This is a genomic window from Spirosoma arboris, assembly GCF_009754945.1.
In the GTDB taxonomy this organism is placed as follows: domain Bacteria; phylum Bacteroidota; class Bacteroidia; order Cytophagales; family Spirosomataceae; genus Spirosoma; species Spirosoma arboris.
In genome coordinates this window covers 184,593-210,701 of record NZ_WPIN01000011.1, presented here as the reverse complement: position 1 = coordinate 210,701, position 26,109 = coordinate 184,593, and the positions used below count along the sequence as shown (strand labels likewise).

Here is a 26,109-nt window from a genome sequence, read left to right as displayed (position 1 = left end):
TCGTGAAAATGAAGAAACTTGTACTCCCTCTTCTCCTCAATTTATTGCTTCTCGTTTCAGTCGTCAACGCCCAGTCGTTCAAGCCAAAACAGTTGCGCGAAGCCACCATCGACCAGCTTCATAATGCCATGCAGTCGGGTAAACTGACCGCTGAACAACTGGTGCAACTTTATCTGGATCGTATTGATGCGTACGACAAACAGGGCCCTTTTTTGAATTCCATTATTATGGTGAATCCCAAAGCGTTGGCAGAAGCTCATCGGCTCGATTCCCTCTATAAAGTGACGGGCAAGTTCGTTGGGCCGCTGCACGGAATCCCAGTGATCGTGAAAGACAATTACAATACGTTCGATATGCCAACGACCAATGGCACGCTGGCAATGAAAAAGTCTATTCCACCCAACGATGCGTTTGTAATTCAGCGAATTCGGGAAGCCGGAGCCATTATCATTGCCAAATCGAATCTGGCCGAATTTGCCACATCGGGGAATTTTTCGGTTAGTTCTATTTTGCCCGGCTATTCACGGAATCCGTACGATACGAAACGGACGACGGCTGGGTCGAGTGGGGGTACAGCGGCTGCCGTAGCGGCCGATTTTGGAACCATTGGCTTGGGAACCGATACCGGTAGTTCAATACGAGGACCTTCGTCGCACCAAAGTCTGGTTGGTTTTCGACCCACGCTGGGCTTAGTGAGCCGGAGCGGTATTGCTCCACTGGCGATGACAAATGATACAGGTGGCCCCATTTGTCGGACAGTAGAAGATGCTGTTCGGGTACTCGACGTAATTGCTGGCTACGACAAAGCGGATACTGTAACCCGACGAAGTGAGGGCAAAATTCCGCAGTCTTACCGACAATTTCTAGACAAAGATGGCCTGAAAGGGGCGCGCATTGGCGTATTTCGGCAATTATGCACCACAAAAAATTCTGACCCGCAAGTGTATGCTCTATTTAATAAAGCATTGGATGAACTTCGCGCTGCCGGTGCCATTGTTGTTGATTCGGTTCGGGTACCTGAACTGGATACAATCAGTAAATCGGCTGATACCATTCCGCAACTACGGCGCGATTTCAATATATATCTGGCCAATTTAGGGCCCAATGCACCACATAAGAGCCTGACATCCATTATCAAATCGAGACAATTTCACCCAAGTATCGAAAAAACGCTATTGGATTCAGATAAGGATACACTGGCGCCTGAAGCGCATAAAGGATGGGCAAAGAATATGGCACTCCGCGAGCGGCTTCGGAAACTGCTGCTTCGGGCGATGGACTCAACCGGGGTTGATGTGCTGGTATATCCATCGTTTAGTTACCCACCCCGGCTCATTGGTGATCTGAATACGCCATCGGGAACGAACAACAATGCACTCTCTCCGCCAACGGGCTTTCCTGCTTTTACGGTCCCAATGGGCTTTACGTACGATAACTTACCAGCTGGTTTACAATTCTTTGGTCGGCCGTTTAGTGAGCCCACCCTCGTGAAGTTATGTTATGCCTATGAACAGGCTACCCACCACCGAATGCCGCCGGCGAACACACCAGTTTTACCGAAGAAAAAACGTAAAGTTGCACATACGTAGGCTTCCCTAGGCCTGTGTCCTCACAGGCCACTCTTGCGTCAGCCAACGTTGCCATCCGGTCAAGGGCCTGTGAGGACACAGGCCTAGGGAATGGTAAAATCTGTGAATCTCGTTGCCGTATTTGGTGCGATTCCTTCAGGGTCGTATGTTTATAGAGAGGTATGCTTTTACTATAAACATACGACCCTGAAGGGGTCGCACTGAATTTCTCAACCAATGTCTGTTATAGTAAAGAACTATAGGTAATCCTATCGGCTAGAAAACATCATACATGAAATTAGGCTTTCCGTTCGTCAATCACTGTTATCTACGGCTTATCGTTATCAGTTGCTCACTTCTTAGACTTGGTTCAACGTCCCTGTTCGCACAAACCAAACCATCGGACGTAACACCCTATGAACGCAATACGAACCAGACTGCGACGTATGCCCAGATCATAAGCTGGTATCAGCAGTTAGACCGGCAATACGATCAGGCGAAACTCGTAGAGGTTGGGAAAACCGACATTGGTAAACCGCTCCATGTGTTTCTGTTAGCCGCTGATAAACAATTTTCGTCTCGCCCCAACCGCGTAACGCTGCTGATTAACAACGGGATTCACCCTGGCGAACTCGAAGGTATCGATGCCTGCATGATGATGGCGCGGGATTTATTAAAGGCCAACAAACTACCCAAAAATGTACTGCTGGCCATTGTGCCGGTGTATAATATCGATGGTGCATTGAATCGGGGAGTATCGCGGGTGAACCAGAATGGACCGGAATCTTACGGCTTTCGGGGAAACGCCCGCAACCTGAATCTGAATCGCGATTTTATCAAAGCCGAGGCCGAAAACACCAAAGCGTTTCAGGTAATGTATCAGTCGTTGAAGCCCCAGGTGTTTATTGATAACCATACCAGCGATGGTGCTGACTATCAACACATACTCACGTATTTCGCGACCCAGAAAGACAAGCTCCACCCGACCGTGTCGAGCTACATGGTGAAAACATTTCAGGCGGAACTGGACAAAACTCTGACCGCAAAGGGATTTCCCCCGGCTCCGTATGTAGACAGTTTTTCGGATACGCCTGATAGTGGCCTGATTGGCTACAACGATTCGCCCCGCTATTCAACGGGTTACGCGACTTTGTTCAATTGTTTCGGTTTTACGTTGGAGACGCACATGTGGAAAGACTATCCTGCGCGGGTGAAAGCTTCCTATGCGTTCGATGAATCTGTCATGCAGTTATGTGATCGAGATGCCCAAACAATTCTAGCGAATCAGAAGAAAGCGAACGAGGCAGTTAGTCAGCAGACAAGCTTTCCGCTGAGCTATAAACTGGATCGTACGAAAACGGATTCAATTACCTTTCTGGGATACTCAGCTGCTTACAAACTCAGCGAAGTATCGGGCTTGAAGCGTCTCTATTATGACCGCTCGAAACCATTCACAAAGCGTATTCCTTACTGGAACACATTTGCCGTCGATGCGCAGGTTGACAAGCCACGGGCCTATGTTATTCCGCAAGCCTGGTGGGAAGTAATTACCCTGCTAAAACGAAATGGGGTAAAACTGCAGACCTTGCCTAAAGACACGTTGATGGCAGTATCAGCCTACTACATCACCGACTATAAAAGTGGGCAGCGACCCTACGAAGGGCATTATATTCATTCGGGAGTGAAAGTGCGGTCGGAGACACAACAGATACAATTCTACAAAGGCGATTACCTTATTCTGGCCAACCAACCTACGAATCGATATATCGTTGAAACTCTTGAACCGCAGGGTGTCGATTCGTTCTTCGCCTGGAATTTCTTCGACAGCACGCTCGACCAGAAAGAGTATTTCTCAGATTATATTTTTGAAGATACTGCCGCTGAACTCCTTAAGAAAGATCCCTCATTGCGTAAAAAGCTGGACGAGAAACGAGCATCGGACAAAGCCTTTGCCGAAAACGCCGATGCCCAACTGGACTTCATTTACCGCCAGACGCCCTACTACGAAAAAACACACAACCGGTATCCGGTTTACCGATTGAAGTAATTTTTCTTTTTGACAGGATTAACGGGATAAAACAGGATTAATTAGCAGAAGGAAATCCTGCCTTATCCCGTTAATCCTGTCAGAAAAATTAAAAACAAACTTACCTGATGAACCGCTCCTTAGTCCCTTATCTGCTAGTTGTTCTGACACAGATTTCACTTGACCTGTTTGCTCAGGTTGACAAGACTTCCGAATCTGCGGATGTAGCAGCGATCAAGTCGTTGCGAGCGCAGTCAAATCAGGCTATTCAAGCCCGCGACCTGACTGCGTTTGGGCAGACGATGTTGCCAGATATTGAAGTGACTCGGGGAAGTGGATCACACGTATCGGGCCGAGATTCGGTGCTGGCATCCGTAGCGGTGCAGTTTAAAGACCCCAACTTTATGGGGTACGTTCGCACTATGGATCGTATCCAGATCAGTACAACGAGCCCACTTGCCGCCGAGAATGGCCACTGGACAGGTCGTTTCCAACGCCCCGACGGTATTCAAACGATCACGGGTGTTTACCTGGCCATGTGGCGTAGAACAGACGCAGGCTGGAAAATTCGCTCTGAATTATTTGTGAGTTTGGCCTGTACCGGAAGTGCGGCTTGCGGGAAGTGATAGGAAATGGGTCTGCTCTATGTGGGAACTATAAAAATCGTATTTTTGATATAAACGTACTAGTGAATCATCCGACAATACTATGAGTGAATACGTATTAAGAGTAGAAGATGAGCCACAGGCTGAAGCCTTACTGACCTACCTACGTAGCCTGAATTTTGTTGAATTGATTCCGAACCAGGCATCTGTTCAGGCAAAAAAGGAAGCTATCGGTGGTATGAAAGCCTTTTTAAAAACATTGCCAAACAATGACGATTATACACAGGAAGACGTAAATCAGGCTCTTGCTGAAATTCGAGCAGGCCGCAATGAGTAAAAAGCCTCGAATTGTTATTGATCCAAATCTATTAGCCAGTGTATTGATTGGAGGCCGAACTCGTACCCATTTTTATGAGCTACTTGAGGTTGCCGACCAAATTGACATTTGTTATGCTGATGAGCTAGTAGCAGAAGTTGAAGCCCTGCCTCGACATAGTTACTTTCAACAAAAGGGAATAGATGAAGCCATAACTCATCAATTTCTGACGCTATTTACAAGCTTAAGTTTAAAGGTATTTGTTACTTCCAAGGTTAAAGTTGGTCGGGACGAAAATGATTTTTATTTGCTGAGCTTATGCCGTGATGCTCGGGCTGATTATTTATTGACGGGTGATCCTGACTTGCTTATTCTGGGTGGCTACGGCCAAACAAAAATATTACGCTTTCCTGAGATATTGGAATTACTGCCGGATATACTGAAAACAGAATAACAGGAACTTTCTGTTGTGCTATTTTATCGCCCAATCGGATTAGTGTTAAATAACAAAATCTAGGACCGTTTTACTTGGGAAAGTAATCGGCCCTAGATCTTAGATAAATAACCATTACCCCTTCTTCAGCTCCTTCGCCCAGCCGTCTTTCAGCGTTACTGTCCGGTTAAATACCGGCCGATCGGAAGTGGAATCCTGGTCGAGGATGAAGTAGCCTTTGCGCATGAACTGGAAGTTGGATTGTGCACCCGAACGGGCGGCTTCTACCAACGCGGGCTCGACAAAAGCACGCACGACTTCCAGCGAATTTGGATTCAGTAACTCCCGGAATTCACGTTCGTCGGCGGCAGGGTTTTCTACCGAGAATAAGCGGTCGTAAAGACGAACTTCGGCTTCTACTGCGTGAGGCACCGATACCCAGTGAATCGTACCTTTTACATTGATCCCCGATGTATCGGAACCACTACGGCTTTCGGGAATGTAAGAGCAACGCAGCTCGATAATCTCGCCCGCGTTGTCTTTTACGACTTCATCACACTTGATGATGTACGCGCCTTTCAGCCGAACCATACCACCCGGAAACAATCGGAAGAATTTCTTCGGTGGGTTTTCCATGAAATCGTCCCGCTCAATATACACCTCCCGACTGAACGGTACGTCGCGTTCGCCTGCCGTCGCATCTTCGGGATTGTTCTCGATCCGCATGATCTCCTCGCGGCTCAGTTCGTAATTCGTGATGACAAGTTTCAGCGGCTTTTCATCTAAAACAGCCATTACGCGATGGGTCGTTTTGTTCAACTCTTCGCGCAGACAAAACTCCAGCAGTCCTACGTCAATGAGGTTATCCCGTTTGGCAATCCCGATACGGTCGGCAAACTCGCGGATGCTGGCTGGCGTGTATCCACGCCGACGAATACCGGCAATAGTCGGCATGCGAGGGTCGTCCCAACCGGTCACGTGACCATCTTCTACCAGTTGTTTTAGTTTACGTTTGCTCATGACCGTATAGGTCAGGTTGAGCCGCGCAAACTCAATTTGTCGGGATGGGAAAATGTTGAGTTTGTCGATAAACCAATCGTATAAAGGACGGTGCACTTCGAACTCCAGCGTACAGAGCGAGTGCGTAATGTGCTCAATCGCGTCGGATTGTCCGTGGGCGAAATCGTACATGGGGTAGATACACCAGGTGTCGCCCGTACGATGGTGATGTGCGTGTTTGATGCGGTAGATAATCGGATCGCGCAGTTGCATATTCGGTGAGGCCATGTCGACCTTTGCCCGCAATACTTTCGCGCCATCGGGATACTCACCCGCTTTCATACGTCGGAACAGATCGAGGTTTTCATCGACACTCCGGTCGCGGTACTGACTCAGGCGCCCTGGTTCGGTAGGTGTACCTTTCTGCGCGGCAATCTCCTCCGAGGTTGAATCATCTACGTACGCTAACCCTTTCTGAATCAGTGTTTCCGCGAACAGATAGATCTGGTCGAAGTAATCCGATGCGTAAAATTCGTTCTCCCAGTTGAAGCCAAGCCAGCGTACATCGTTCTTGATCGAATCGACGTATTCGGTATCTTCTGTAACGGGATTCGTGTCATCGAAACGAAGGTTCGTTTGCCCGCCGTACTTATCTGCCAGTCCGAAATTCAGGCAAATGGATTTGGCGTGGCCAATATGTAGATAGCCGTTTGGTTCGGGTGGAAAGCGCGTATGAATACGTCCACCGTTTTTACCAGAGGCCAGGTCTTCTTCTACGATTTGTTCAATAAAATTGAGGGAGCTACCAGCACTGCCACCAGCGGTGCTATTTTCGTTGGTAACCCCTTCGTCGGAGTCTTTGGTTGCTTCAGTCATGTGGTTGCGTACTGATAAATAGTCCGAAAATTACGGTCTTTGCCCGGCTTTGGCAAACTCAAACTGTGGTAAAGCAGAAACGAAGGGATTTATAGTATGGTGTATGTGTATTTAGGATAACCAGAATAGAAAAAATTGTGGCTATAAAAATTCGACCCCATCGGGGTCATACCAAAATAAGAGCCAAGCTGATGTTATGGGCCTTACCTGTTTTTTAGATTTAAGAATAATTTAACATTCAGGTCACAACAAGGGTAGGAACTATAGGTTGACTTCGAAAACTAGTCATTATCAGACCACTATAACAAGCTATTTTACGGATATACGTAGCGGCAAAATTACCTAGGTAGCTAGCTCCAGTCGTTAATTTCTTAGAAACGAACGAACAAAATGGTCACTCGAACGAGTTGTAAGTAGTACACGCCGTTGACTATTTACCAAAGACGGGTTTCATGTATGAATAAAACGTTTATTGGCTTTCTTTTTGCGATTGGGTGGTTTTTGTCGATTGATGTAGTAGCTCAGAAAACAACGGATTCATTAGCTAAACAGGCTTACCTAGCCGATTGTATACAGTATGCTTTAGGTCACCAACCTGTTGTTCGGCAGTCGATTATCGATCAGGACATTGCCGAACGTACAGTTCAAAGTGCACTGGCAGCCTGGTATCCGCAAATTAGTGCCTCCTACAATCTGCTTCATTACCTCAAACTGCCTGTAACACTCATCCCGAATGCCACTACAGGTGAGAAACAACCGGTGAGCCTGGGAGCCGCGAATACCTCAACAGCTTCACTTTCAGTAACGCAGAGTATTTTTAATCGTGATGTTTTACTGGCCAGTCGAACGGCGGATGTATACCGCACACAGGCCACGCAAACGACGGTTAAAAATAAAATTGACGTAGTTGTAAACGTCAGTAAAGCATTCTATGATCTGATTCTGACGCAACGTCAGGTCGACATTCTGAGTCAGGACATTGCTCGGTTGCAGCGTAGTTTACAGGATGCTACGAACCAATACCAGAGTGGCATCGTCGATAAAACCGACCCGCAGCGAGCGAAGATTGCCCTTAATAATTCCGTGGCTCAACGGAAACAGTACCGTGATTTAATTGGGGCAAAATACCAGACGCTCAAGCAGCTAATGGGCTATCCGCCTAACAGTCAGTTGGCGGTTTCGTACGATACATTGCAGTTGGCCAATGAAGTTGCACTGGATACAATGCTGCTGGTAAATCCCCAAAATCGTATTGAATACCAGCTTTTGCAAACCCAGGGACGATTGCTGGATGCCAATGTCCGCTATAATCGCTGGTCGTATCTGCCCTCTGTATCTGCTTTTGGTAACTACAATTTGTTATATCAAAATAGCTCCTTTGGGCAACTCTACAGCCTGTCGTTCCCGAACTCGTTGATCGGATTAACACTTGCGCTACCCATTTTTCAGGGAGGGCGTCGTATTCATCAGACAAAAATTGCGGAGTTGCAGGTTCAACGGCTCAATTGGGACTTAGTCGCCTTAACCAGCGCTGTCGATGCCGAGTATGCAACAGCGTTGGCCAACTACAAGGGCAACCTGGCGAACTACCTGGCGTTGGTCGAAAATCAGCAACTGGCCGAAGATGTATACCGGGTTATTAACCTGCAATATCGCTCGGGCATCAAAACGTATTTAGATGTGACCATCGCTGAAGCTGATCTTCGAACCGCACGGCTTAATGTATTCAATGCGCTGTATCAGGTGTTGATCAGTAAGTTAGACGTTCAACGAGCGTTAGGCGCGATCCAATTTTAATTTTTGTCATGCTGACGAAGGAAGCATCTTCGGGAAAAGCAATCAGCGTATTTGGTTACCGAAGATGCTTCCTTCGTCAGCATGACAAAAGTGCCATTAACATCATGAAGCACCCTATAAATCTGGCCATATCGGGATTTCTCCTGGCCTTGTTACTTACCGCTTGTGGCGGCAAAAAAAATGAACAGCAACAGGCTCCTCCGCCCCCCACAGCCGTATCGGCCGTGAAGGTGACCAAAGGCAGTGCAACGTATTATGATCAATTTCCCGCAACTGTGACCGCTCTACTCGAAGTAGAGATCCAGCCGCAGGTGGCCGGGAATATTACGGGTATCTTTTTTCAGGATGGTCAGCATGTGAGCAAGGGACAAAAATTGTATACGATTGATCCTCAGCAATATCGAGCCTCCTACGACCAGGCTGTAGCGAACCTGAACGTTCAGAAAGCGAACCTGAACCGGGCGCAAAAAGACGCAGATCGGTATAATACGCTGGCACAGCAGGATGCCGTTGCCAAACAACTGGTCGATAATGCCAATGCTACGCTGGAAGCGGCCAAAATGCAGGTAGAAGCTTCTCAGGCCACGATTCAGCAAGTGGCAACGAACCTGAAATACACGACCATTTATGCCCCACTCGACGGAACGATTGGCATCTCTCAGGTTCGACTGGGCGCGGCTGTAGCTCCCGGTTCAACGCCACTTAACACGATCTCGTCGGATAACCCGATTGCGGCCGATGTTCAGGTCGATGAAACCCAGATTCCGCGTTTTATCAAATTGCAGACCCAGGCCAATGTAGTGCGGGACTCAACGTTGGTGCTAATGCTGCCCAATGGAAGTAAATACAAATATCCTGGCTCGGTGCGGATCATCGACCGGGCTGTTGATCCGCAAACGGGTACGTTGCGTGTCAGGATTGCCTTTCCAAACGCCAACAAACAATTGAAAGTGGGTCTGAATGCCAATGTACGAGTGAAAAATAGCTCAGGTGAGCCTCAGTTATTGATTCCATATCAGGCTGTAACCGAGCAAATGAGCGAGTATTTCGTATTTGTGGTAGGCGACAGCAGTAAGGTTAGTCAGAAAAAAGTAACCCTCGGCGCTCGAATCAACGATAAAGTAATCGTCAAAAACGGTCTGACCGAAGGCGAAACGATCGTCACGGAAGGAACACAAAAAATCCGCGACGGAGCCAAAGTGCGCGTTAGTCAACCTGAACAACAGGGCGGTGCCCCACGCGATTCCAGTAGCAAGCAAACAGCATCCGCAAAATAAATGAGCGAAAGGGTGAATGAGTGAAAGCCCGAACCATTCGGCTCGTTGGTTAACTCACCCATTCACCGGGTCGCTCTTTCACTCTTTAAATTATGTTCGCAGAAATATTTATAAATCGGCCTGTTACTGCTATCGTTGCATCCATTGTGATTGTTGCGCTGGGGGTGCTGGCTTTATTAAGTTTACCCGTTAGTCAGTATCCCGATATTACTCCGCCTGTGGTGCAGGTGACTGGTACATACACGGGGGCTGATGCGCAAACGGTGGAACAAACCGTGGCCACACCCATCGAAACGCAGGTGAATGGTACCCCCGGTATGGACTATGTGCAGACCAATGCCACGAACGACGGTCGGATGACCATGAACGTGACATTCAAGGTGGGTACCGATGTGAATATTGCGGCCCTGGATGTGCAGAACCGTGTTGGTATTGCTCAGCCACAATTACCTCAGGAAGTTACCCGTCTGGGCGTTGTCGTTCGTAAGCGAAATCCATCGCTGTTTATGCTGGTGGCCATCTATTCGCCGAAGGGAACGCACAACGTTTCGTTTTTAGATAACTATACAAACATTTACATCCGGGATGCCTTGTTGCGGGTGCCGGGCGTGGGCGATATTTTCAGCCGGGCCGATGATTTCAGTATGCGTATCTGGCTCAAACCAGATCGATTAACGCAACTGGGTATGACACCCGATGATGTTGTGGCCGCTTTACAGGAGCAGAACCTCCAGGTGGCGGGCGGTTCTGTCGGAGCATCACCTCAGCCAGCTTCTCAGGCCTTTGAATATTCTGTCTTTACCAATAGTCGACTGAGTAAGGAGGAAGAGTTTAAAAAGATTATTGTTCGCAGCGATCCATCCAAAGGCTCACTCGTGTATCTGGAAGACGTAGCGCGGGTGCAGTTGGGTAAATTTTCCTATGCCAGTAACTCGTTCGTAGATGGTAAGCGGGCTTCCTATCTGCTTGTTTATCAGTTGCCGGGTAGCAATGCCCTGGCTACTGCCGAAGGCGTATACTCGGCAATGGATAACCTGAAAAAAACATTTCCGAAAGACATTGAATATGTTGTCCCGTTTGAGTCGGTTTCGGTTATTCAGGTATCTATTTCGGAGGTAGTACAAACACTGCTCGAAGCGCTGGTACTGGTGATTTTAGTTGTGTTTTTGTTCCTGCAAAGCTGGCGGGCGACACTCATTACGTTATTGGCTATTCCGGTATCAATTGTTGGTACGTTTGCGTTGTTTGTCCCTCTTGGTTTTACCATTAATACGCTAACCCTCTTTGCGTTTGTATTGGCGATTGGGATTGTGGTCGATGATGCCATTGTGGTAGTGGAGGCCGTACAGGTTAACCTCGATAAAGGCATGTCACCGAAAGAGGCTACAATGGAAGCCATGCGCGAGATTTCGGCTCCGGTTATTGCTATTGCCCTGATTCTGGCGGCTGTGTTTGTGCCGGTTGGATTTATTCCGGGAATCGTCGGGCGATTGTATCAGCAGTTCGCCATTACGATTGCCGTTTCGGTATTGATTTCGGCTTTTGTCGCGCTGTCGCTGACGCCCGCTTTGTGTACCCTGCTGCTTCGCCCAATGCATATCGACGAAAAAGCAAAGGGCCTGGATAAGTTATTTTATAAGTTTAATCAGTGGTTTGAACGACTCACGAATGCCTATTCAAACGGCGTAAAACGACTCATTAAAGCCACTCCACTGGTTATTGTGGGGCTTGTTGTGGTCTATATCGGTACGGGTTTATTATTCCGCGCCAAACCAACTGGCTTTATCCCGACTGAAGATGAAGGGCGACTGATTGTAACGTACGAAATTCCCGAAGCGGCTTCGACTGCCCGGAGTTTGGTGGTACTCAATAAAATTATGAGTATTCTGAAAGCGCAGCCTTATGTCGCTCACTTTGCCGCGTTGGGTGGTTTGAATGCGGTCACATTCGCATCGAAATCAAACAGTGGTACGGTCTTTATGTCCTTAAAACCCTGGGACGAGCGGAAGGATCGCAACTTACAGGCCGACTCATTAGTGGTTAAACTACAAAAAGCGCTGTCTAGCTTGAACGATGCCCGACCGCAGGTTTTGCAACCACCGGCTATTCCGGGTCTTGGGCAATCGTCGGGGTTCACGTTTGAGATTCAGCAGCGGGAAACCAACGATGATGTCCAGGCATTTGATGGTGTGGTACAGAATTTTCTGGCCGAGGCTAACAAACGCCCTGAAATTGGCCGGGCCTTTACCTACTTTACGGCCAAGTCGCCTGCTTATCGTGTCGACGTAGATCGTGATAAGTGTAAAAAACTGGGTATTTCAGTCAGCTCAGTTTATACAACCATGCAGACCTTACTGGGGAGTCAGTACGTCAATGATTTCATTATTTATGGCCGAAAATTCCGGGTCGTTGCTCAGGCGGATACGATGTATCGAGATGATATAAAAGCACTTAATCAATATTATGTTCGAAATGGTGCAGGTCAATTGGTGCCGATCAGTACGGTTATTAAAACGAGTGTGATTGAGAATGCCCCGCTGATTTCTCACTTTAACCTGTTTCGGTCTGTCGAATTGAACGGCGTTGCCAAACCGGGCTTTAGTAGTAGCCAGGCCAATGATGCCCTGCGTGAAGTAGCTGACAAGGTTCTACCTGCCGGATACGCTTATGATTTTGGGGGCCTGAGCCGCGAAGAAATCAATGCCGGTAGCAGCTCGATTTATATTTTCATGCTGTCGGTTGGTTTCGTATTTCTGTTCCTGGCGGCTTTGTACGAAAGCTGGTCGGTGCCTTTCTCCGTGTTGCTTTCGGTGCCGATTGGTGCTTTAGGGGCTATTACGGCGCTTATTCTGTTTCCGTACCTGACGAACAATGTATACGCCCAGATTGGTCTGATTACGCTGATTGGTCTTGCGGCCAAAAACGCCATTCTGATTGTCGAATTTGCGAAGGAGCGCGTCGATAAAGGCGAAGATTTGCTTGAATCGACTATTGAAGCCGTTCGCTTGCGACTACGCCCGATTCTGATGACTTCTCTGGCGTTCATTTTGGGTGTATTTCCACTGGCGCTGGCGAGTGGGGCAGGGGGCGTTGCCCGCTCTACCATTGGCCGTACGGTGTTAGGCGGTATGCTGGCGGCTACTTCGATCGCTATTTTCGTGGTGCCTGTTTTATATATCGCTATTACAAAGCTAGCTTATGGGAAGAAAGGGCTGGAAGCGTTGAAGGCGAATGCAAAAAAAGAAAAGCCGGAGAGCGGAGAAAAGCCCGCCCAAGCCTAATAATGGCGTATCTTCGTGTAGAAGAAAGAGTATGTAGCTTGTTAGTTTATCATGAATTTGTTTATCACTTCGTTAAATTCGGGCAGTAACGGGAATTGCTATTATGTTGGAAATGACCGCGAAGCCGTTTTAATCGATGCCGGAATCTCCTGTAAAGAAACCGAACGGCGGATGCTTCGTCTGGGGTTATCGATGGAGAAAGTGAAGGCTATTTTTGTTTCTCACGAACATTCTGATCATATCCGGGGCATTCCCCAACTCGCCAAAAAATACCAGTTGCCCGTATTCATTACACCGGGTACGTTGCAAAATTCAGGTTTCCCCATACAATTATTCCCACTTCGGGCATTGCGTGGGTATGAACCGGTCTGGATTGGTGAACTCTGCGTTACCGCTTTTCCTAAGTTGCACGATGCTAATGATCCACATAGTTTTCTGATTTCTTACAAGGATACCAACGTAGGTGTTTTTACCGACATTGGCGCTCCCTGTGAACACCTCATTCATCATTTCAAACAATGCCACGCTGCCTTTCTGGAAGCCAATTATGACGATGATTTGTTAGCCAATGGACGTTATCCCTATTTTCTCAAACAACGGATTCGGGGTGGTAAAGGACACCTGTCCAACCAGCAGGCACTGGAAATTTTCAGGACACACAAACCTGATTTTATGAGTCATGTATTGTTGTCTCACCTGTCGAAAGACAACAATTGTCCGCAAGTGGCCAGCGATTTATTTACGCCCCACATGGGCAACACAAAGCTTATTGTTGCTTCCCGATTTCAGGAAACGCCGGTGTTTACGATCACGGCTGGATAAGTACCCTCTCTAATCAGGGTCAATCAGCGGCAATGCCACGATAAACTCGTTGGCGGTTTCTTCCATCTTTGGGGGAAGTTGCCCTAATAGCTGATATTTTGAGAGAATATTCAACAGCCCTTTCTGGGTTGAATTTACACGGTTGACCACCTTTCGCTGGAGCGTATTGCTCACCGTCAGCCAACCGTCGATACTCGTGTCGAATCGAATTACTAAAGGTTGGTCTGTTGAGACGATGTTGTGCTTCACCGCGTTTTCGAGCAATAATTGCAAGGTTAGCGGAGGTAATTTGTACATCAGAAAAGCATCGTCGACCGTTTTGATTAACTCAATGCCCGCTCCGTAGCGCGTTTTTAGTAGGTGATAGTATGAGTCGATAAACACCAGTTCGATTTGTAAGGTCGTGAGTGTAAGGTTATTCGTACGAAGAAGGTACCGATAAACGCTCGACATCTCGTCTACAAATCGGACAGCTTTAGCGGGTTCGTCGGCTATAAGTGATGAAAGCGAGTTGAGGCTATTGAACAGGAAATGCGGGTTCAACTGCGTCTGTAACGCCATCATCTGCATCGCCGACATTTGCTGCTGTAATTTTTCAGTAACCAGTTCTGCTTCAACCTGTTCCCGTTGGTGGCGTTCACGCTCTCGGGCGAGTCGTTGCTCGATAATAGCACTCTTGATAGCCCCCCGACGCTGTTGATACCCCAACACTAAGGTGAAGCAGATTAACTCGGCAAGGATACCAAACTCCAGGTATGTTAAGGGCGCAGAGAGGAATAATTGCGGTTTTTCTAGCGATTGATTCATCATTGATAATACCATAGCCGTGATGCCACCAATGAGTAAAAACGCCGAACCTAAAGCGACGTAGCGCGGGACTACACCTTTCAGTTGTCTAATTCGTACGATTCCATAAGTTGCCAGGGCAACCATGAGTAATCGCATCACGGTATGTGCGGTTTCGTAAATCGTTTCATGCCAGTCGGTTGTGCCAAAACACAACGCGCCCATCAGCAGTAGATAAATCAAAATGATAGCTTTAGCCAGACGAAACAACCGGAATAGGGCAGGCAGGCGATTTTGCAGTTGAATCAGGGAATCGGCAAAATCGAAGTAAACAAAATAGGCAAGCATGGGCGCCGTAGCCCGGACAAAATACCAAATGTTTCCGGTTACGTATTCATTGATTTCATCTACCCTCAAGCTGAAGTAGACCAGCCAGGCGAGCATATACAAGGTGTATAGACCATAAATTCGCTCCCAGTAAATGCTCCACTGTACCACATTTAGTAACAGAATGGAGCTGACCATGCCTGTGAACAACAGATTCCAGGTAGCAAATGTCATGAAAGAACTTACGATAGGTTAAGAAAAATGGCTTAAAAGTCGACAATTTCGAGCTTTCAGACCAACTATAAGGTCGACAAAACGGAAATAGCGCCTGGTGAAGCGTCATTGTTGCGGGGTGAACCGTCAATCTCCTAAAATTCCCCTTGCCAGTCTGTCGTGAGCCTCTTAAATGAGAAAAATTTCCGGAATTACGGACACTGCAAGGCAAGAAGCGTGTTTAGCATTTCATCCATCTAAAGTACCGTTTCATCCATCCATCTATTGAAGAGGAATAGGTTCATTGCCAATTTTGATCCGTCATAAACGACGCAGCAAACAACTCTTTTAAACCGCAAGACAATGAACACATTAGTACCCCTGGCCCCCCTGACGAACCGGGCTAACACAGTTGAAAATGCGTTCTGGTACGCTGGAACCTTGATGAAAGTATTAGTTGATGGCGAACAGACCAACGGGCGATTTGCTCAGATTGACGTAACGACCCGACCAGGTGCTGAGCCACCTCTGCATACGCATACTCGCGAAGATGAGGCTATCTACCTGCTGGAAGGTTCTATTCGCTTTACGATTGGCGAACATGTTTTTATCGCCAAAGCGGGCGATTATGTCCTGATGCCGAAAGGTATCCCACACACATTCCAGGTACTGACGGAAACCGCCAGAACTATACTAACTATAAGTCCTGCTGGTTTTGAGAATTTTTTTCGCCATCCTAGCCAGGCTAAACCCGCTCAAATGCCCGTATTACCCCCAGCTCCCCAAGGGCCACCTTCTGCTGAAGCCATTCAGGTAGCAAAAATGCTGGCTCAGGAATTCGGCATAGAAGCATAAACCGTAATCGTATTCTTAAACAAGCGAAGGCAGGCCAGATGGTCTGCCTTCGCTTGTTTGGGAGAAATATGGATATATTTCTGCGATAAATGCCCTATTGTGAAAGACTTTAAACCAGCAGATGGGAATTAATGAATATCGGAATTTATACGTACGGTACACGTGGCGATCTGCAACCGTATATTGCCTTAGCCTTGGGGTTAATGGATAGAGGACATCAGGTTACTATTTCGGCTACCGAAGACTTTAACGATTTTGTAGAAGGTTTTGCTATTCCTTTTCAGCCTCTTTATGGAAATTCTGAAACGATGATGAATTCAAGCGAAGGGCAAGCCATTGTGCAGTCGGAGAATCCCATAAAATTGATGCAGTATTATTTTAACGTACTTCACGACACAAGAGAGCCTCTGCGAAAAAGTTATTATGAAGCAATAAGTAAAGTCGATTTTATTATTGCCAACGCCATGACACTTCCTATTGTGAGTGCCATTGCTGAAAAACAGAATAAGAAAATGGCTTTGACTTATTTTATGCCACCTGTTGTGACAACAAAAGAATTCCCATTAGGCGATTTTGATTTTTTAGACTTCCCCTGGTATAATAAATTGACTTATAAAATTGCTCAACGTTTCTTTTGGAAAATCATAAAAAACGACACAAATGAATATCGACAGGAATTAGGCTTAAACGTGTTGACTGAAAACTTACTCAATTACATTGATAAACAAAAAGTATTGGACTTGTATTGCCTTAGTCCAGCACTTATTCCGCAGCCTAAAGACTGGGAAAGGCATCATAAAATAACAGGCTTTTTGACGGTGCCAAATCAAAAAAGAGACGCCCATTTTTTAGACAGGACTCCCGCTGATCTGACTGATTGGCTACAAAATGGCGAGAAACCTGTCTATATTGGATTTGGTAGTAATGGAATTGGTAACACTGGAAAAATAACAGGCATCCTATCGACAATTTTAGAAAAGACCAACGAACGAATTTTATTTTGTACAGGTTGGTCGTTATTTGATAATTTACCAAAGCATGATAGGTTGTTTGTTGCAAAATATGTTAATCACGAGACGGTATTGCCGAAATGTAAAGTTGGTGTTTTTCATGGTGGAGCAGGTACGTTGGCAGCCATGTTGCGGAATGAATTGCCGGTAATCATTATTTCGTTTTATACTGATCAGCCAACCTGGGGAAAACTAGTTGAAAAAAGAAACTTAGGTATTCATATTCCACTAAAAAAACTAAATGCTGATAAACTTATTGCTGCTATCCAAAACATACAGTCAGAGAAAATTCAAAAAAATGTCAGCGCAATTGGACGGGAAATACGAAGCGAAAAAGGACTTGAAAATGCAATAACCGAGATTGAACAATACTTTACTGCTCATGCAGAATGAACTCCTATGAATGGGAAAGTATTGTTGAGTAAGAACGCAAAATTAGTGTCCACAGAGCGTACAAAGTTTTAATGGGTGATAATTAAAACTTTGTACGCTCTGTGGACACTATGTTTACTTAAAAATTTACTGACGGTTCTGGAGGTTTTCCAGAATCACTTCATATTGCTTCTCGGCAGCATTATACACATAACGATAATCAGCAGGGTAGAGGCCAGCTTTTTCCACTTTCTCTGGCTGTTTTATTGATAGTTGCTCGTCCTGCACTTTCTTCAGGAAGTCAAGCGTAAACATCGACTCCAGGAAAGTCACCTTGCCATCGAGTGCTCCGTAAATGAAGGTCGTGGTAAACGGTTTGCCGTTAAGCTCAGGACTCGTAGGGTCAAGCCAGTGGGCGCCCATTTGAGGAATCGCTGGACCTTTTACATATCCTTTTGGAAGATACTCACCGACAGGATCTTTGGCAAAACGAGGATCGTTCTCGATGATGCCTAACCGGTCTTCATTCGAAGTATAGTAAAAGTGACAGTCAAAATGAGGCACGTTGTACACGCCATCTGGTTCGTGACCATGCGGCATCCAGTTGAACGATACGTGCTGTACCTGAGTTTTATCGCTTCCCTTTGGCATCGTCAGCACCCAGAAAGCGTCTTCGGCAGGTAAACTTGTCAGCGTAGCCTCTGAAATGGCTACCCCCAATTGGGCAGGATTTCCTTTGGCATCGAGCCGAACAAAGGAACGTAGGGTTCCGTTTCCAGCTTTCACCGATTCGCCATACCGAATAGAGGTGGCGGGTTTCTTGTCGCCCGTAGGCGTGTCATTGGACCCCATCAGGGTCGTGGCGGCTACAATAGCCAGTGCAAACAGGTTCATTGGATTGTATTTGATTGTTTATGGTTGAAAAAAAGGAACTCGCTTTACTAAAACGCTGGTACTCTGACCCTGCCAAACCTGATAGGCGACCAGCAAACCTGTAGACGTTGGTAGAAGTACGGGCAATGATGTTAACTCACCGGTTGCTGTTAACGCTTTTGTCCGGAACTCACCATTGGCAGCATAGATTCGCACCATTGTTTGCCGATAAGCGTCAGGGGCCTCGCCCACCAACTCCTCCCAAACCATCGCCAATCGACCATCGGGCCAGCCCGTTAGCTGCGGATGCGTCCGATTTGACCCGGCAATTAATTCGGGTGTTTGCGACTTGTCCAGCCGGGCTAGACGGATGCCCGCATGGTTGCTGGTACCAGAATACCAGGTTGCATAAACGGCTTCATCCTGAACGAACAACTGCGGTCCCGAATGTGGACAGGCATTGATCTGCCAATTATCGTTAACCAGCACTGTCGGCTGACTGAACGACTGCCCACCATCCGTCGATACGGTGTAGCTGATATCCCGTGCTCCAAGCCCAGTTTCGGCAGATAGCCAGTCGCGGTAGGTTAGATAAATGCGCCCCTCTTTGTCGACAACAATGCCGGGACGGCAGCACTGGCAGGCGTTGGAGTCTACGACAATCTCCGGCCCAAATCCACCGCTGGCCACTGTCTGCGTGAATCGGACCGTGCGCCCTTCGCGATTGGCTAATTTTTCATCCAGCCAGATCAGACCAACTTCGCCGTTGGGCAGGCGAGTCAGCTCGGCGTAGGAATGGCTCTTTCCGGCAGTTGTATCGCGGTGTATGGGTTGTTCCTGACTCCAGGTTTTCCCCTGATCCGATGAGCGTTTATACAACAGATTTCCTGCGCGAAGAGCGTCTGACGTTGGTTTGGGCAGGCTAAATACCACCATGCGCGTACCGTCGCCTTTGAAAATTAACTTCGGAACATCTTCGCCGTGGGCCGATGTCGTAGCAGGTAGGCTTATGCGCGTCGGCTCACCGAATGTTTGCCCGCCATCTGTTGATATACGGTGTACCAGGGACAGACTGCTTTCACTACGCTCGATCCAGGTTAAAACGGGGTTGCCTCGTTCATCAGTTATCAGTCGCGGAAACGATGCATTAGGCATTACCAGGCATGAATCGACAGGATTCGCAGCAAAGGTTAGGTTGCTAACAAGCAGAGCGGTCAGTAAGAGGAGTGTTTTCATGGATGGTGGAGAATTAGTTGCCGGTGAAATTGTATTGTAATCCGACCACAACTGTGCGGGGTGCGGCTGGTGTGAACGTCGTGCGGTCGGTAGTTGCATTCCCTCGCGTAGCGTTGTTGGCGTACAGCTCGTTCGTAAGATTTAGCACGTTTGCATACACTTCGAATGCTTTGTAAACGTAGCCGGTACGCAGATTCAGCACACTAACACCACGTGCACCAAACGCTCCCCGATCCTCGTAAAGAACCGTGTTGATCTGGTTCTGATACCAGGGTCCGATACGTTGCCATTCCAGAGCCACCCGCGCCCCTTTCGCCCAACTGGGCTTATAGGTTAACTCCGTGTTCGCTACCCAGCGCGGAGCCTGTGGCATGTCGTAATTAGCCAGATTCTGAACCGCATCGGACTGTTGATTGCTGAGGGCAAAGTCGACAAAGCGATGGATGCCATTGGTGCCTCCGAATCGGAAAAACCACTGACTGGTCGGCTTATACGTCAGGCTATATTCAAGACCCCGATGAAGCGTTCGGCCTGCGCTCTGGTAGTCGGTCGAGTTGTCGGGCTGGCGAATGCTGAGCAGTTCGTTCGTGCCATTCATCTGATACACAGCCCAGTCGATATTGACTTTTCGGCCGAGAAACGATGCCCAACCGCCAACTTCCAGATTGGTAAATTGTGCCGACTGGAGATTATAATAGAAAGGCGGTTGACCGATAACGGCGTTCGGATTTTTACGGAACACAGCGGTTAATCCCGGTGGAGAAAATCCCCGACTGACGTTTGCATACAGACCAGCATCCCGTCCCAGATCGTAGGTCAATCCCAGTTTAGGCGTCAATTGATCGTAATCTTTTGTCCCTGTCGTTTTATCCAGAAAGTTCTCGTAATCAAACGCCATTCGGTCGTATCGGACACCTGCCGACAGGCGCAGATTCGGCAGAGGGGCGAAATCATATTGAGCATAAGCAGCCAGATTATGAATGGTAGCCGCATACCGACTCAGGAACTGATCGGGAAGTTCGCGTACCTGAACGTAGCGCTCTACCGACCGTTTATCAGGTCGTAGCGTGGCCTGTAATTCAGTCTGGTAAGCATAATAGGTTGTTGGTGAATTGTCGAACAAGGCGCCCACCAGTAATCTGCTGTCCATACAGGAAAAACGCTGGCTGTGCTGCGCCATCAGACCAATGCTGTGGAACGCGTTTTCGTTAATTTCACCCGTGGCTGTCGTCGCCCCTGATTTCCAGCGAATGCTATAGTTTGGGTTTTGTTTCAGGCTGTTATCCCGATAAAAGGCCGTCAGAGACGTTTCACTATTGGTTGCCCAGCGGTGTTCCAGTGTCAGTCTCGACCGTAAGGATAGGACGTCGCGGTAGGTGAAATCGGTTGTGCTTGCGTACTGACGGCTGTAATACGCCAGGCTGTCTACACTACCTCCGGTTTGGGAATGATACTGATTATAGGCTACTGTTCCTGTCAGGCGCGTTTGGTTGGAGAACGCATATTCAGCGCGTGCGTTGAGCGACAGCTTATCGAAATCACTCTGTGCCTGCCAGCTATTCCGTTGTCGTGCCACCGATGCGCCCGCAAACAGACCCAATCGTTTGGTTAACATACCACCAGCCCCTGCCTGAGCGCGCCGGTACCCCCAGCTATCGCCCATAATGCCTACCCGAACAACCGGCACGGCTGTAGGACGATGCGTCAGAAAATTGATCGCGCCACCGACCGCTTCGGGACCATATAGCGATGATACGGGCCCTTTGACGACCTCGACCGAACTGATCGAAAAGCTGTTCAATTCAATGAGGGCGTTGTGGTTGAAAATGCCCATCGGCCGTACCGGTAAACCATCTTCGAGGTAGAGGTAATACGCGTTGGTACTGAAGGGTTGCCGTATCCCCATCATGTGTTGTTCATTGCCAAGGTTCGGCATGACCACGCCCGGCGTTTTGTTGATGACCTCGTAGAGATTGACAGGCTTGGTTTCTTGTAACAACCCCGACGATAGGCGGCTAATGGCCATTGGCGCTTCTGAACGAGCCTGAGCTTCGCGGCTGGCAGTCACCACTACAGGCTGAAGGTCTTCAATTCGGGGCGTCAGCGCAATGGTTAATTTTCCCGATGAAGCAACCCGACGTTCCTGATAACCGATGCTGCTAATGATCAAACTGTCGGTTGCCTGCTGCCCAGTTACCGAAAAGTGCCCCTGGGCGTCGGTGACTGTTCCGGTAGCAGTGCCTTTTATACGAATAGTAGCGCCCGGTATCGGTTCTTTGGTTTGCCCGTCGATAACCGTCCCCTGATACGTAACGACCTGGCCCCGAACCAGTATGTTTATACAGAAAAGCAGAAAAAAAGAGGTAAAAAATTTCATATTGATCGGTCTGTTTGACTCGGTGCATGTTGTTTACGGGATCAAAGTTGGGAGGTGGTTGTCCAATCGCTAGCTGGAAAGTAGATGAAACGGAAGTTTGGCTGTGTGAACTGTAAAATCGAGAATATAGCCCACCTGCAACCAGTCAAACAGCTAGTTTGACTGGAAATGGGTTGAAGAAAAAGGGGCGAATTGAGCCTGTAACGGCTGGTAAACTGGATAGGGTAAAGATTGCCCTGGCGAATAAGCCATCCGTTACAACGTAGCCAGCAAAGAATATGAAGTGGTGCTGACGAAGATGCTGAAGCAGTAGTAGGGGAAAAGAACTGGATTGCATTCGTCAAAGGCATCCAGCTCATTTAGTAAAAGCAGCGCAACCGTTTGAGTGGCTAATGAGCACAATCAATCCAGTGCACAAAACGGTTGCTGTGGTTGGGAGAATGACGTAAAATTTGTGATTGATTGCTTCTGGCATCTCTACCAGAAGAGCCCATATTTAATGTTTACATAAGCGGGCGTAGAAATTGTGTAATCCGTTTTATGATAGATTATGCCAGGAATCGGAACAACAGCATTTATATCCAGATACTTACTGTGACCTAGCTGAAGCTGGGTGCCCACCTGAAAATAAGCGTTTTGCATCATGTTAAACGATTCGTTGAGAATACCCTCATTTGTATTATACCGAACCAGTTGACCACGATAATAGCGCTCTAAAGAGGAACGATATTGCGGAGAATTATCAGAATGAAGATTTGTGAAGAGAACATTATACGTCTGAAACCCTATATAATGGCTGAAAAAGCTATGCCGATCGGCTCGTTGACGCATCCGTTTACCAATCGAAAAGTAATACCGGAGACCGAGCGGCATTTCCAGTGTGTAAAGTTGTAATCCGCGTCTGAAGCTGTAATTACTTTCGAGACTGCCAACTAAAGTTAACCCATTGGTAATTTTTTGTTCCGCCGTAACGTCAAGACCTGCTGTAATCCAGTTTGGCGTAAACGTGCTTTGTCGAAACAAGGGTACATTAAGGCCTGCTTTTATGAGACGAGTTGATTTGAGAACGGGAGTAATCGGTACGTTGGTTGAGTCTTTCCCGGTATCAAAAATTCGATTGGGAGCAAGCGGTATTGTCTGCGCATAGACTGTTACAGACGTAAACCAGAGCATAAGCAGTCGTCGTATCATGTGTGTATAGAAATTATTGCCAATGATAAATCAAGCCTAGCTGTGCATTCTGGTTGTAAAAATCAAATTCAAATGGACCACCAAATGGACTGGAATCCTTTAATTGATCATACCTGGTAAATCCTCTGAAATAACTGGCCTCGATGCCAATTTTGCCAACTGTGTACGAAAGCCGCGCTGTCAATCCAATTTCAAGTGGATAGCCCTTTCCCCAGGAGTTTGTTTTCGCAACGAGTACATTTAGCTCAGGGCCTGTGTAAATAGTTAACTTGTTGAATAACTGTAAGCCAATCAGTGGCGTGACACCGAGATAATAGTAGCGGGCATTGATTACAGGCTTCCCGACAGGATCAACAGACCCAACTCCTTTCTGTTGTAGGTTAGCTTCTAGTCGATATGTTAATTGATTGGGAATTAGCTCTTTGTAGTAGAATCCGCCCAGATAATAACTGCTTTTAGGCCGCACTCCGCCCAGACTTGTGATAGGCGTTGAACTATTCACATAAAAGTCACTGACAGTGGCCAGCGAGTAGTTAAGGCCCATTCGAAACCCGAAACCACTACGTTGCTGATGAGAAAGACGATAAAAATCCGTTTTACTCTGGGCTTGCATAGCCGACGGAATACAGACACAAAGCGTCAAAAGATAGTAGAGCTTCTTCACGTTCATAACGAACCAATAAAGAGCATTTCTGGCAAATACTACCTGTAGTCTATCATCACTATAAATCGCTTATTGGCGCAGTTTTGGGCTGATAACGAACTGATTATGCCAATTGATCAATACTTGTCCTGCATGGGTAAATGGTGTGTGCACATTACAATGCGTTAAAAAAAAGCAACGCATCGGCAAGGTGCTCTTGCCAATATGGCCATTCGTGTCCGCCGGGATATTCAACGTATTGATGGGGAATGCCTTGTTCCGATAAACCCTGATGTAAGGCTTGGTTGTGTTCGATTAACAAGTCTTCCGTACCGCAGTCGAACCGGATAAAAGGCAACTTCGCCCGATTCTGAATCATCAAATCAAGGACAGATTCATCGACTGAGTTCGTCTGCCGATACTCGCTGAGCGGTTCTTCCACAAAAAGCGGCAACTGATTGACGTGTGTAATCGACGACATTCCGCAAACGGCCCGGAATCGCTCAGGATATTTAGCGGCTAGTCGCAGTGCCCCGAAACCACCCATCGACAAACCCGCGATAAACAAGTGCGCCGGGAAGTTCGTCAACTGATCGGGAGGCAGCACTTCTCGTACCGCGTTGGGGACATCCTCAATAATCCAGCGCTCAAAATCAAGCCCATTATGGGGTAAATAGCCGCTGCCGTCGCCCCAAAGACCATCAGAAGGCATGGCCAGAATCATTGGGCGAATTCGACCTTCCCGAATTAATCGCTCTGCCGTTCGGTGTGCTCCGCCTTTCAGCGACCAGGCCCAATGACTGCCATACACGCCATGCAGTAAAATGACAAGCGGCAAAGGTTCTTGTCCAATCAACTCAGGATCAGGCAGCCAGATTGTTATGTCCCCTCGCCCTGTCAAATTCGGCGTCTTGACAGTAATGTAACGCAGCCCATCCTGCTCATAAGCCGGATTGGAAATGGAGATTGTTCGAAACGTTGAAGCCATCAGAAAACCAGTACGCCTTTGGCATTGCGACCCTTCAGCATGTCGTCGAAGGCGATGTCGAGTTGATGAAGGGAATAAGTTCGGGTAACCAGATCATCCAGAATCAAATCGCCTTTCTGGTATAGATTGAGCAAAATAGGAATATCGATTTCCGGCCGACATTTGCCATAGAGGGGATTGATGTAGATTTTGTCCCACTCGAACAGGTTCATATCGATGCTGATTTCCTGTTCAATTCCGCTAACCTGACAGGCGACTCCAGCGTTTCGGACCATTGCCAGCGGCACGGCGCCAAGTTCGGGGATGGCCGTGCATTCGAAGGCGTAATCTGCTCCTCGTCCACCGGTTAGCTGTTTAACTTCACTAACCGCCTTGGACAATCCTTTGTCGGCCCGGTCGGCGAGAATGGTATGGGTAGCTCCGTACCGAATGGCCATTTCCAGTCGGTTGGGATTGACATCGACTGCGATAATCATCCCAGCTCCGGAAATACGTGCTCCCTGAATCACGTTCAGGCCTACGCCCCCAGTGCCCACCACGACAACTGATCGGCCGGGTTTTACCTGAGCTGCATTCATGACCGAACCCACGCCCGTCATAACACCACAACCCACAATAGCGGCTGATGGAAAAGGAATGGGAACGTTCGTTTTCACAATGGCCGCTTCCCGCACAACGGTCGCTCCTGACATAGTGCCGAGGCTAAACGATCGTTCGATGGGTTGGCCTTTGTAGGTTGTGCGTTCCAGCGCGGCATGGCCTCCACTGGCTTTATTGCCGGAAGTGACCGGCGAATTTACCTCGCAGATGTGCTGATTTCCTTCCAGACATTGAAAACAATAGCCACAGGGAATGGCCCAGTTTAGAATAACCGAATCGCCCGGTTGTACTTTCCTAACGAGCGGGCCAACACTACGAACAACGCCCGCGCCTTCGTGCCCCATAACAATGGGTTTCCCCCACGAAAGCGAATCGAAGTCGGTATGGCAGATGCCGGCGGCTTTGATGTCAACCAGCACTTCGTCGCCCTGAGGCTCACCTACGTCAATAAAATCAATTTGAAAACTTCCAGCACCGGTAGCAATAGCGGCTTCAACCTTCATAATAGTAGCTTTACCTACCAGAAAGAAGTGCCAAATTGCTTCCTACTTTACTGAGTGGATTTTGATTTTCTCGTGATGTCGGTTATAAGTAGCTGACATAGGTTTCTCAAAACCTATTGTACATAAAATTTAGGT

21 protein-coding genes are annotated in these 26,109 nt (G+C 47.7%); 11 read left to right on the top strand and 10 right to left on the bottom strand.

The genetic code is table 11. The features are described from left to right. Nucleotides 1-8 precede the first annotated feature (8 nt). From GO755_RS26165 to GO755_RS26145, 5 genes are all read left to right on the top strand, one after another. The gene (locus GO755_RS26165) at nt 9-1,589 is read left to right on the top strand and encodes an amidase family protein (RefSeq protein WP_157588260.1); all 1,581 of its coding nucleotides are present in this window, start codon (nt 9-11) and stop codon (nt 1,587-1,589) included. A gap of 271 nt (nt 1,590-1,860) precedes the next feature. Beyond that, nucleotides 1,861-3,615, top strand: a complete 1,755-nt coding sequence (locus GO755_RS26160) for a M14 family zinc carboxypeptidase (protein ID WP_157588259.1) — start codon at nt 1,861-1,863, stop codon at nt 3,613-3,615. A 107-nt stretch (nt 3,616-3,722) separates the two neighbouring features. Beyond that, complete coding sequence (locus GO755_RS26155) at nt 3,723-4,220, top strand: YybH family protein (protein ID WP_157588258.1); 498 nt, start codon at nt 3,723-3,725, stop codon at nt 4,218-4,220. An 82-nt stretch (nt 4,221-4,302) separates the two neighbouring features. Beyond that, entirely contained in the window at nt 4,303-4,536 is a 234-nt protein-coding gene (locus tag GO755_RS26150) for a hypothetical protein (protein WP_157588257.1), read from the top strand. After that, nucleotides 4,529-4,969: a putative toxin-antitoxin system toxin component, PIN family gene (locus GO755_RS26145; RefSeq protein WP_157588256.1), complete on the top strand. Its 441-nt coding sequence runs from the start codon at nt 4,529-4,531 to the stop codon at nt 4,967-4,969. Before GO755_RS26150 ends, GO755_RS26145 begins: the two co-directional genes overlap by 8 nt. Nucleotides 4,970-5,083: 114 nt before the next feature. Here the strand turns inward: GO755_RS26145 and GO755_RS26140 are convergent, their stop codons facing one another. Then, nucleotides 5,084-6,823, bottom strand: coding sequence for a glutamine--tRNA ligase/YqeY domain fusion protein (locus GO755_RS26140; RefSeq protein ID WP_157588255.1), 1,740 nt, complete (start codon nt 6,821-6,823; stop codon nt 5,084-5,086). A 456-nt stretch (nt 6,824-7,279) separates the two neighbouring features. Between GO755_RS26140 and GO755_RS26135 the strand changes: the two genes are divergently transcribed. The 4 genes from GO755_RS26135 to GO755_RS26120 all read left to right on the top strand — a co-directional run bounded on the left by GO755_RS26135 (nt 7,280) and on the right by GO755_RS26120 (nt 14,000). Beyond that, nucleotides 7,280-8,620, top strand: coding sequence for a TolC family protein (locus GO755_RS26135; protein WP_157588254.1), 1,341 nt, complete (start codon nt 7,280-7,282; stop codon nt 8,618-8,620). Nucleotides 8,621-8,724: 104 nt separating this feature from the next. Beyond that, nucleotides 8,725-9,897 (top strand): efflux RND transporter periplasmic adaptor subunit, encoded by a 1,173-nt coding sequence (locus tag GO755_RS26130; protein WP_157588315.1) that lies wholly within the window; start codon nt 8,725-8,727, stop codon nt 9,895-9,897. A 92-nt stretch (nt 9,898-9,989) separates the two neighbouring features. Continuing rightward, a complete protein-coding gene (locus GO755_RS26125; RefSeq protein ID WP_157588253.1) occupies nt 9,990-13,178 on the top strand; it encodes an efflux RND transporter permease subunit in 3,189 nt (1,062 codons plus the stop codon). Between the two features lie 51 nt (nt 13,179-13,229). Then, nucleotides 13,230-14,000, top strand: coding sequence for an MBL fold metallo-hydrolase (locus tag GO755_RS26120; RefSeq protein ID WP_157588252.1), 771 nt, complete (start codon nt 13,230-13,232; stop codon nt 13,998-14,000). Between the two features lie 9 nt (nt 14,001-14,009). Here the strand turns inward: GO755_RS26120 and GO755_RS26115 are convergent, their stop codons facing one another. Continuing rightward, a complete protein-coding gene (locus GO755_RS26115; RefSeq protein ID WP_157588251.1) occupies nt 14,010-15,347 on the bottom strand; it encodes a sensor histidine kinase in 1,338 nt (445 codons plus the stop codon). Nucleotides 15,348-15,689: 342 nt separating this feature from the next. Between GO755_RS26115 and GO755_RS26110 the strand changes: the two genes are divergently transcribed. Together GO755_RS26110 and GO755_RS26105 are read left to right on the top strand one after the other, a co-directional pair. Continuing rightward, complete coding sequence (locus tag GO755_RS26110; RefSeq protein ID WP_157588250.1) at nt 15,690-16,181, top strand: cupin domain-containing protein; 492 nt, start codon at nt 15,690-15,692, stop codon at nt 16,179-16,181. A 131-nt stretch (nt 16,182-16,312) separates the two neighbouring features. Further along, nucleotides 16,313-17,584: a glycosyltransferase gene (locus GO755_RS26105; RefSeq protein WP_157588249.1), complete on the top strand. Its 1,272-nt coding sequence runs from the start codon at nt 16,313-16,315 to the stop codon at nt 17,582-17,584. Nucleotides 17,585-17,710: 126 nt separating this feature from the next. Here GO755_RS26105 and GO755_RS26100 read toward each other — a convergent pair whose 3' ends face one another. The 8 genes from GO755_RS26100 to GO755_RS26065 all read right to left on the bottom strand — a co-directional run bounded on the left by GO755_RS26100 (nt 17,711) and on the right by GO755_RS26065 (nt 25,974). After that, nucleotides 17,711-18,457, bottom strand: a complete 747-nt coding sequence (locus tag GO755_RS26100) for a DUF5602 domain-containing protein (RefSeq protein WP_157588248.1) — start codon at nt 18,455-18,457, stop codon at nt 17,711-17,713. A gap of 18 nt (nt 18,458-18,475) precedes the next feature. Next, nucleotides 18,476-19,672 (bottom strand): sialidase family protein, encoded by a 1,197-nt coding sequence (locus GO755_RS26095; protein WP_198174934.1) that lies wholly within the window; start codon nt 19,670-19,672, stop codon nt 18,476-18,478. Nucleotides 19,673-19,685: 13 nt separating this feature from the next. Continuing rightward, entirely contained in the window at nt 19,686-22,049 is a 2,364-nt protein-coding gene (locus GO755_RS26090; protein WP_157588246.1) for a TonB-dependent receptor, read from the bottom strand. A 145-nt stretch (nt 22,050-22,194) separates the two neighbouring features. Beyond that, a complete protein-coding gene (locus GO755_RS26085) occupies nt 22,195-22,386 on the bottom strand; it encodes a hypothetical protein (RefSeq protein WP_157588245.1) in 192 nt (63 codons plus the stop codon). 140 nt (nt 22,387-22,526) lie between these two features. Continuing rightward, the gene (locus GO755_RS26080) at nt 22,527-23,240 is read right to left on the bottom strand and encodes a hypothetical protein (protein WP_157588244.1); all 714 of its coding nucleotides are present in this window, start codon (nt 23,238-23,240) and stop codon (nt 22,527-22,529) included. Between the two features lie 13 nt (nt 23,241-23,253). Continuing rightward, entirely contained in the window at nt 23,254-23,904 is a 651-nt protein-coding gene (locus tag GO755_RS26075) for a hypothetical protein (RefSeq protein ID WP_157588243.1), read from the bottom strand. 154 nt (nt 23,905-24,058) lie between these two features. Further along, nucleotides 24,059-24,871: an alpha/beta hydrolase gene (locus GO755_RS26070; protein WP_157588242.1), complete on the bottom strand. Its 813-nt coding sequence runs from the start codon at nt 24,869-24,871 to the stop codon at nt 24,059-24,061. After that, entirely contained in the window at nt 24,871-25,974 is a 1,104-nt protein-coding gene (locus GO755_RS26065) for a zinc-binding dehydrogenase (RefSeq protein ID WP_157588241.1), read from the bottom strand. Before GO755_RS26065 ends, GO755_RS26070 begins: the two co-directional genes overlap by 1 nt. Nucleotides 25,975-26,109: the final 135 nt, after the last annotated feature.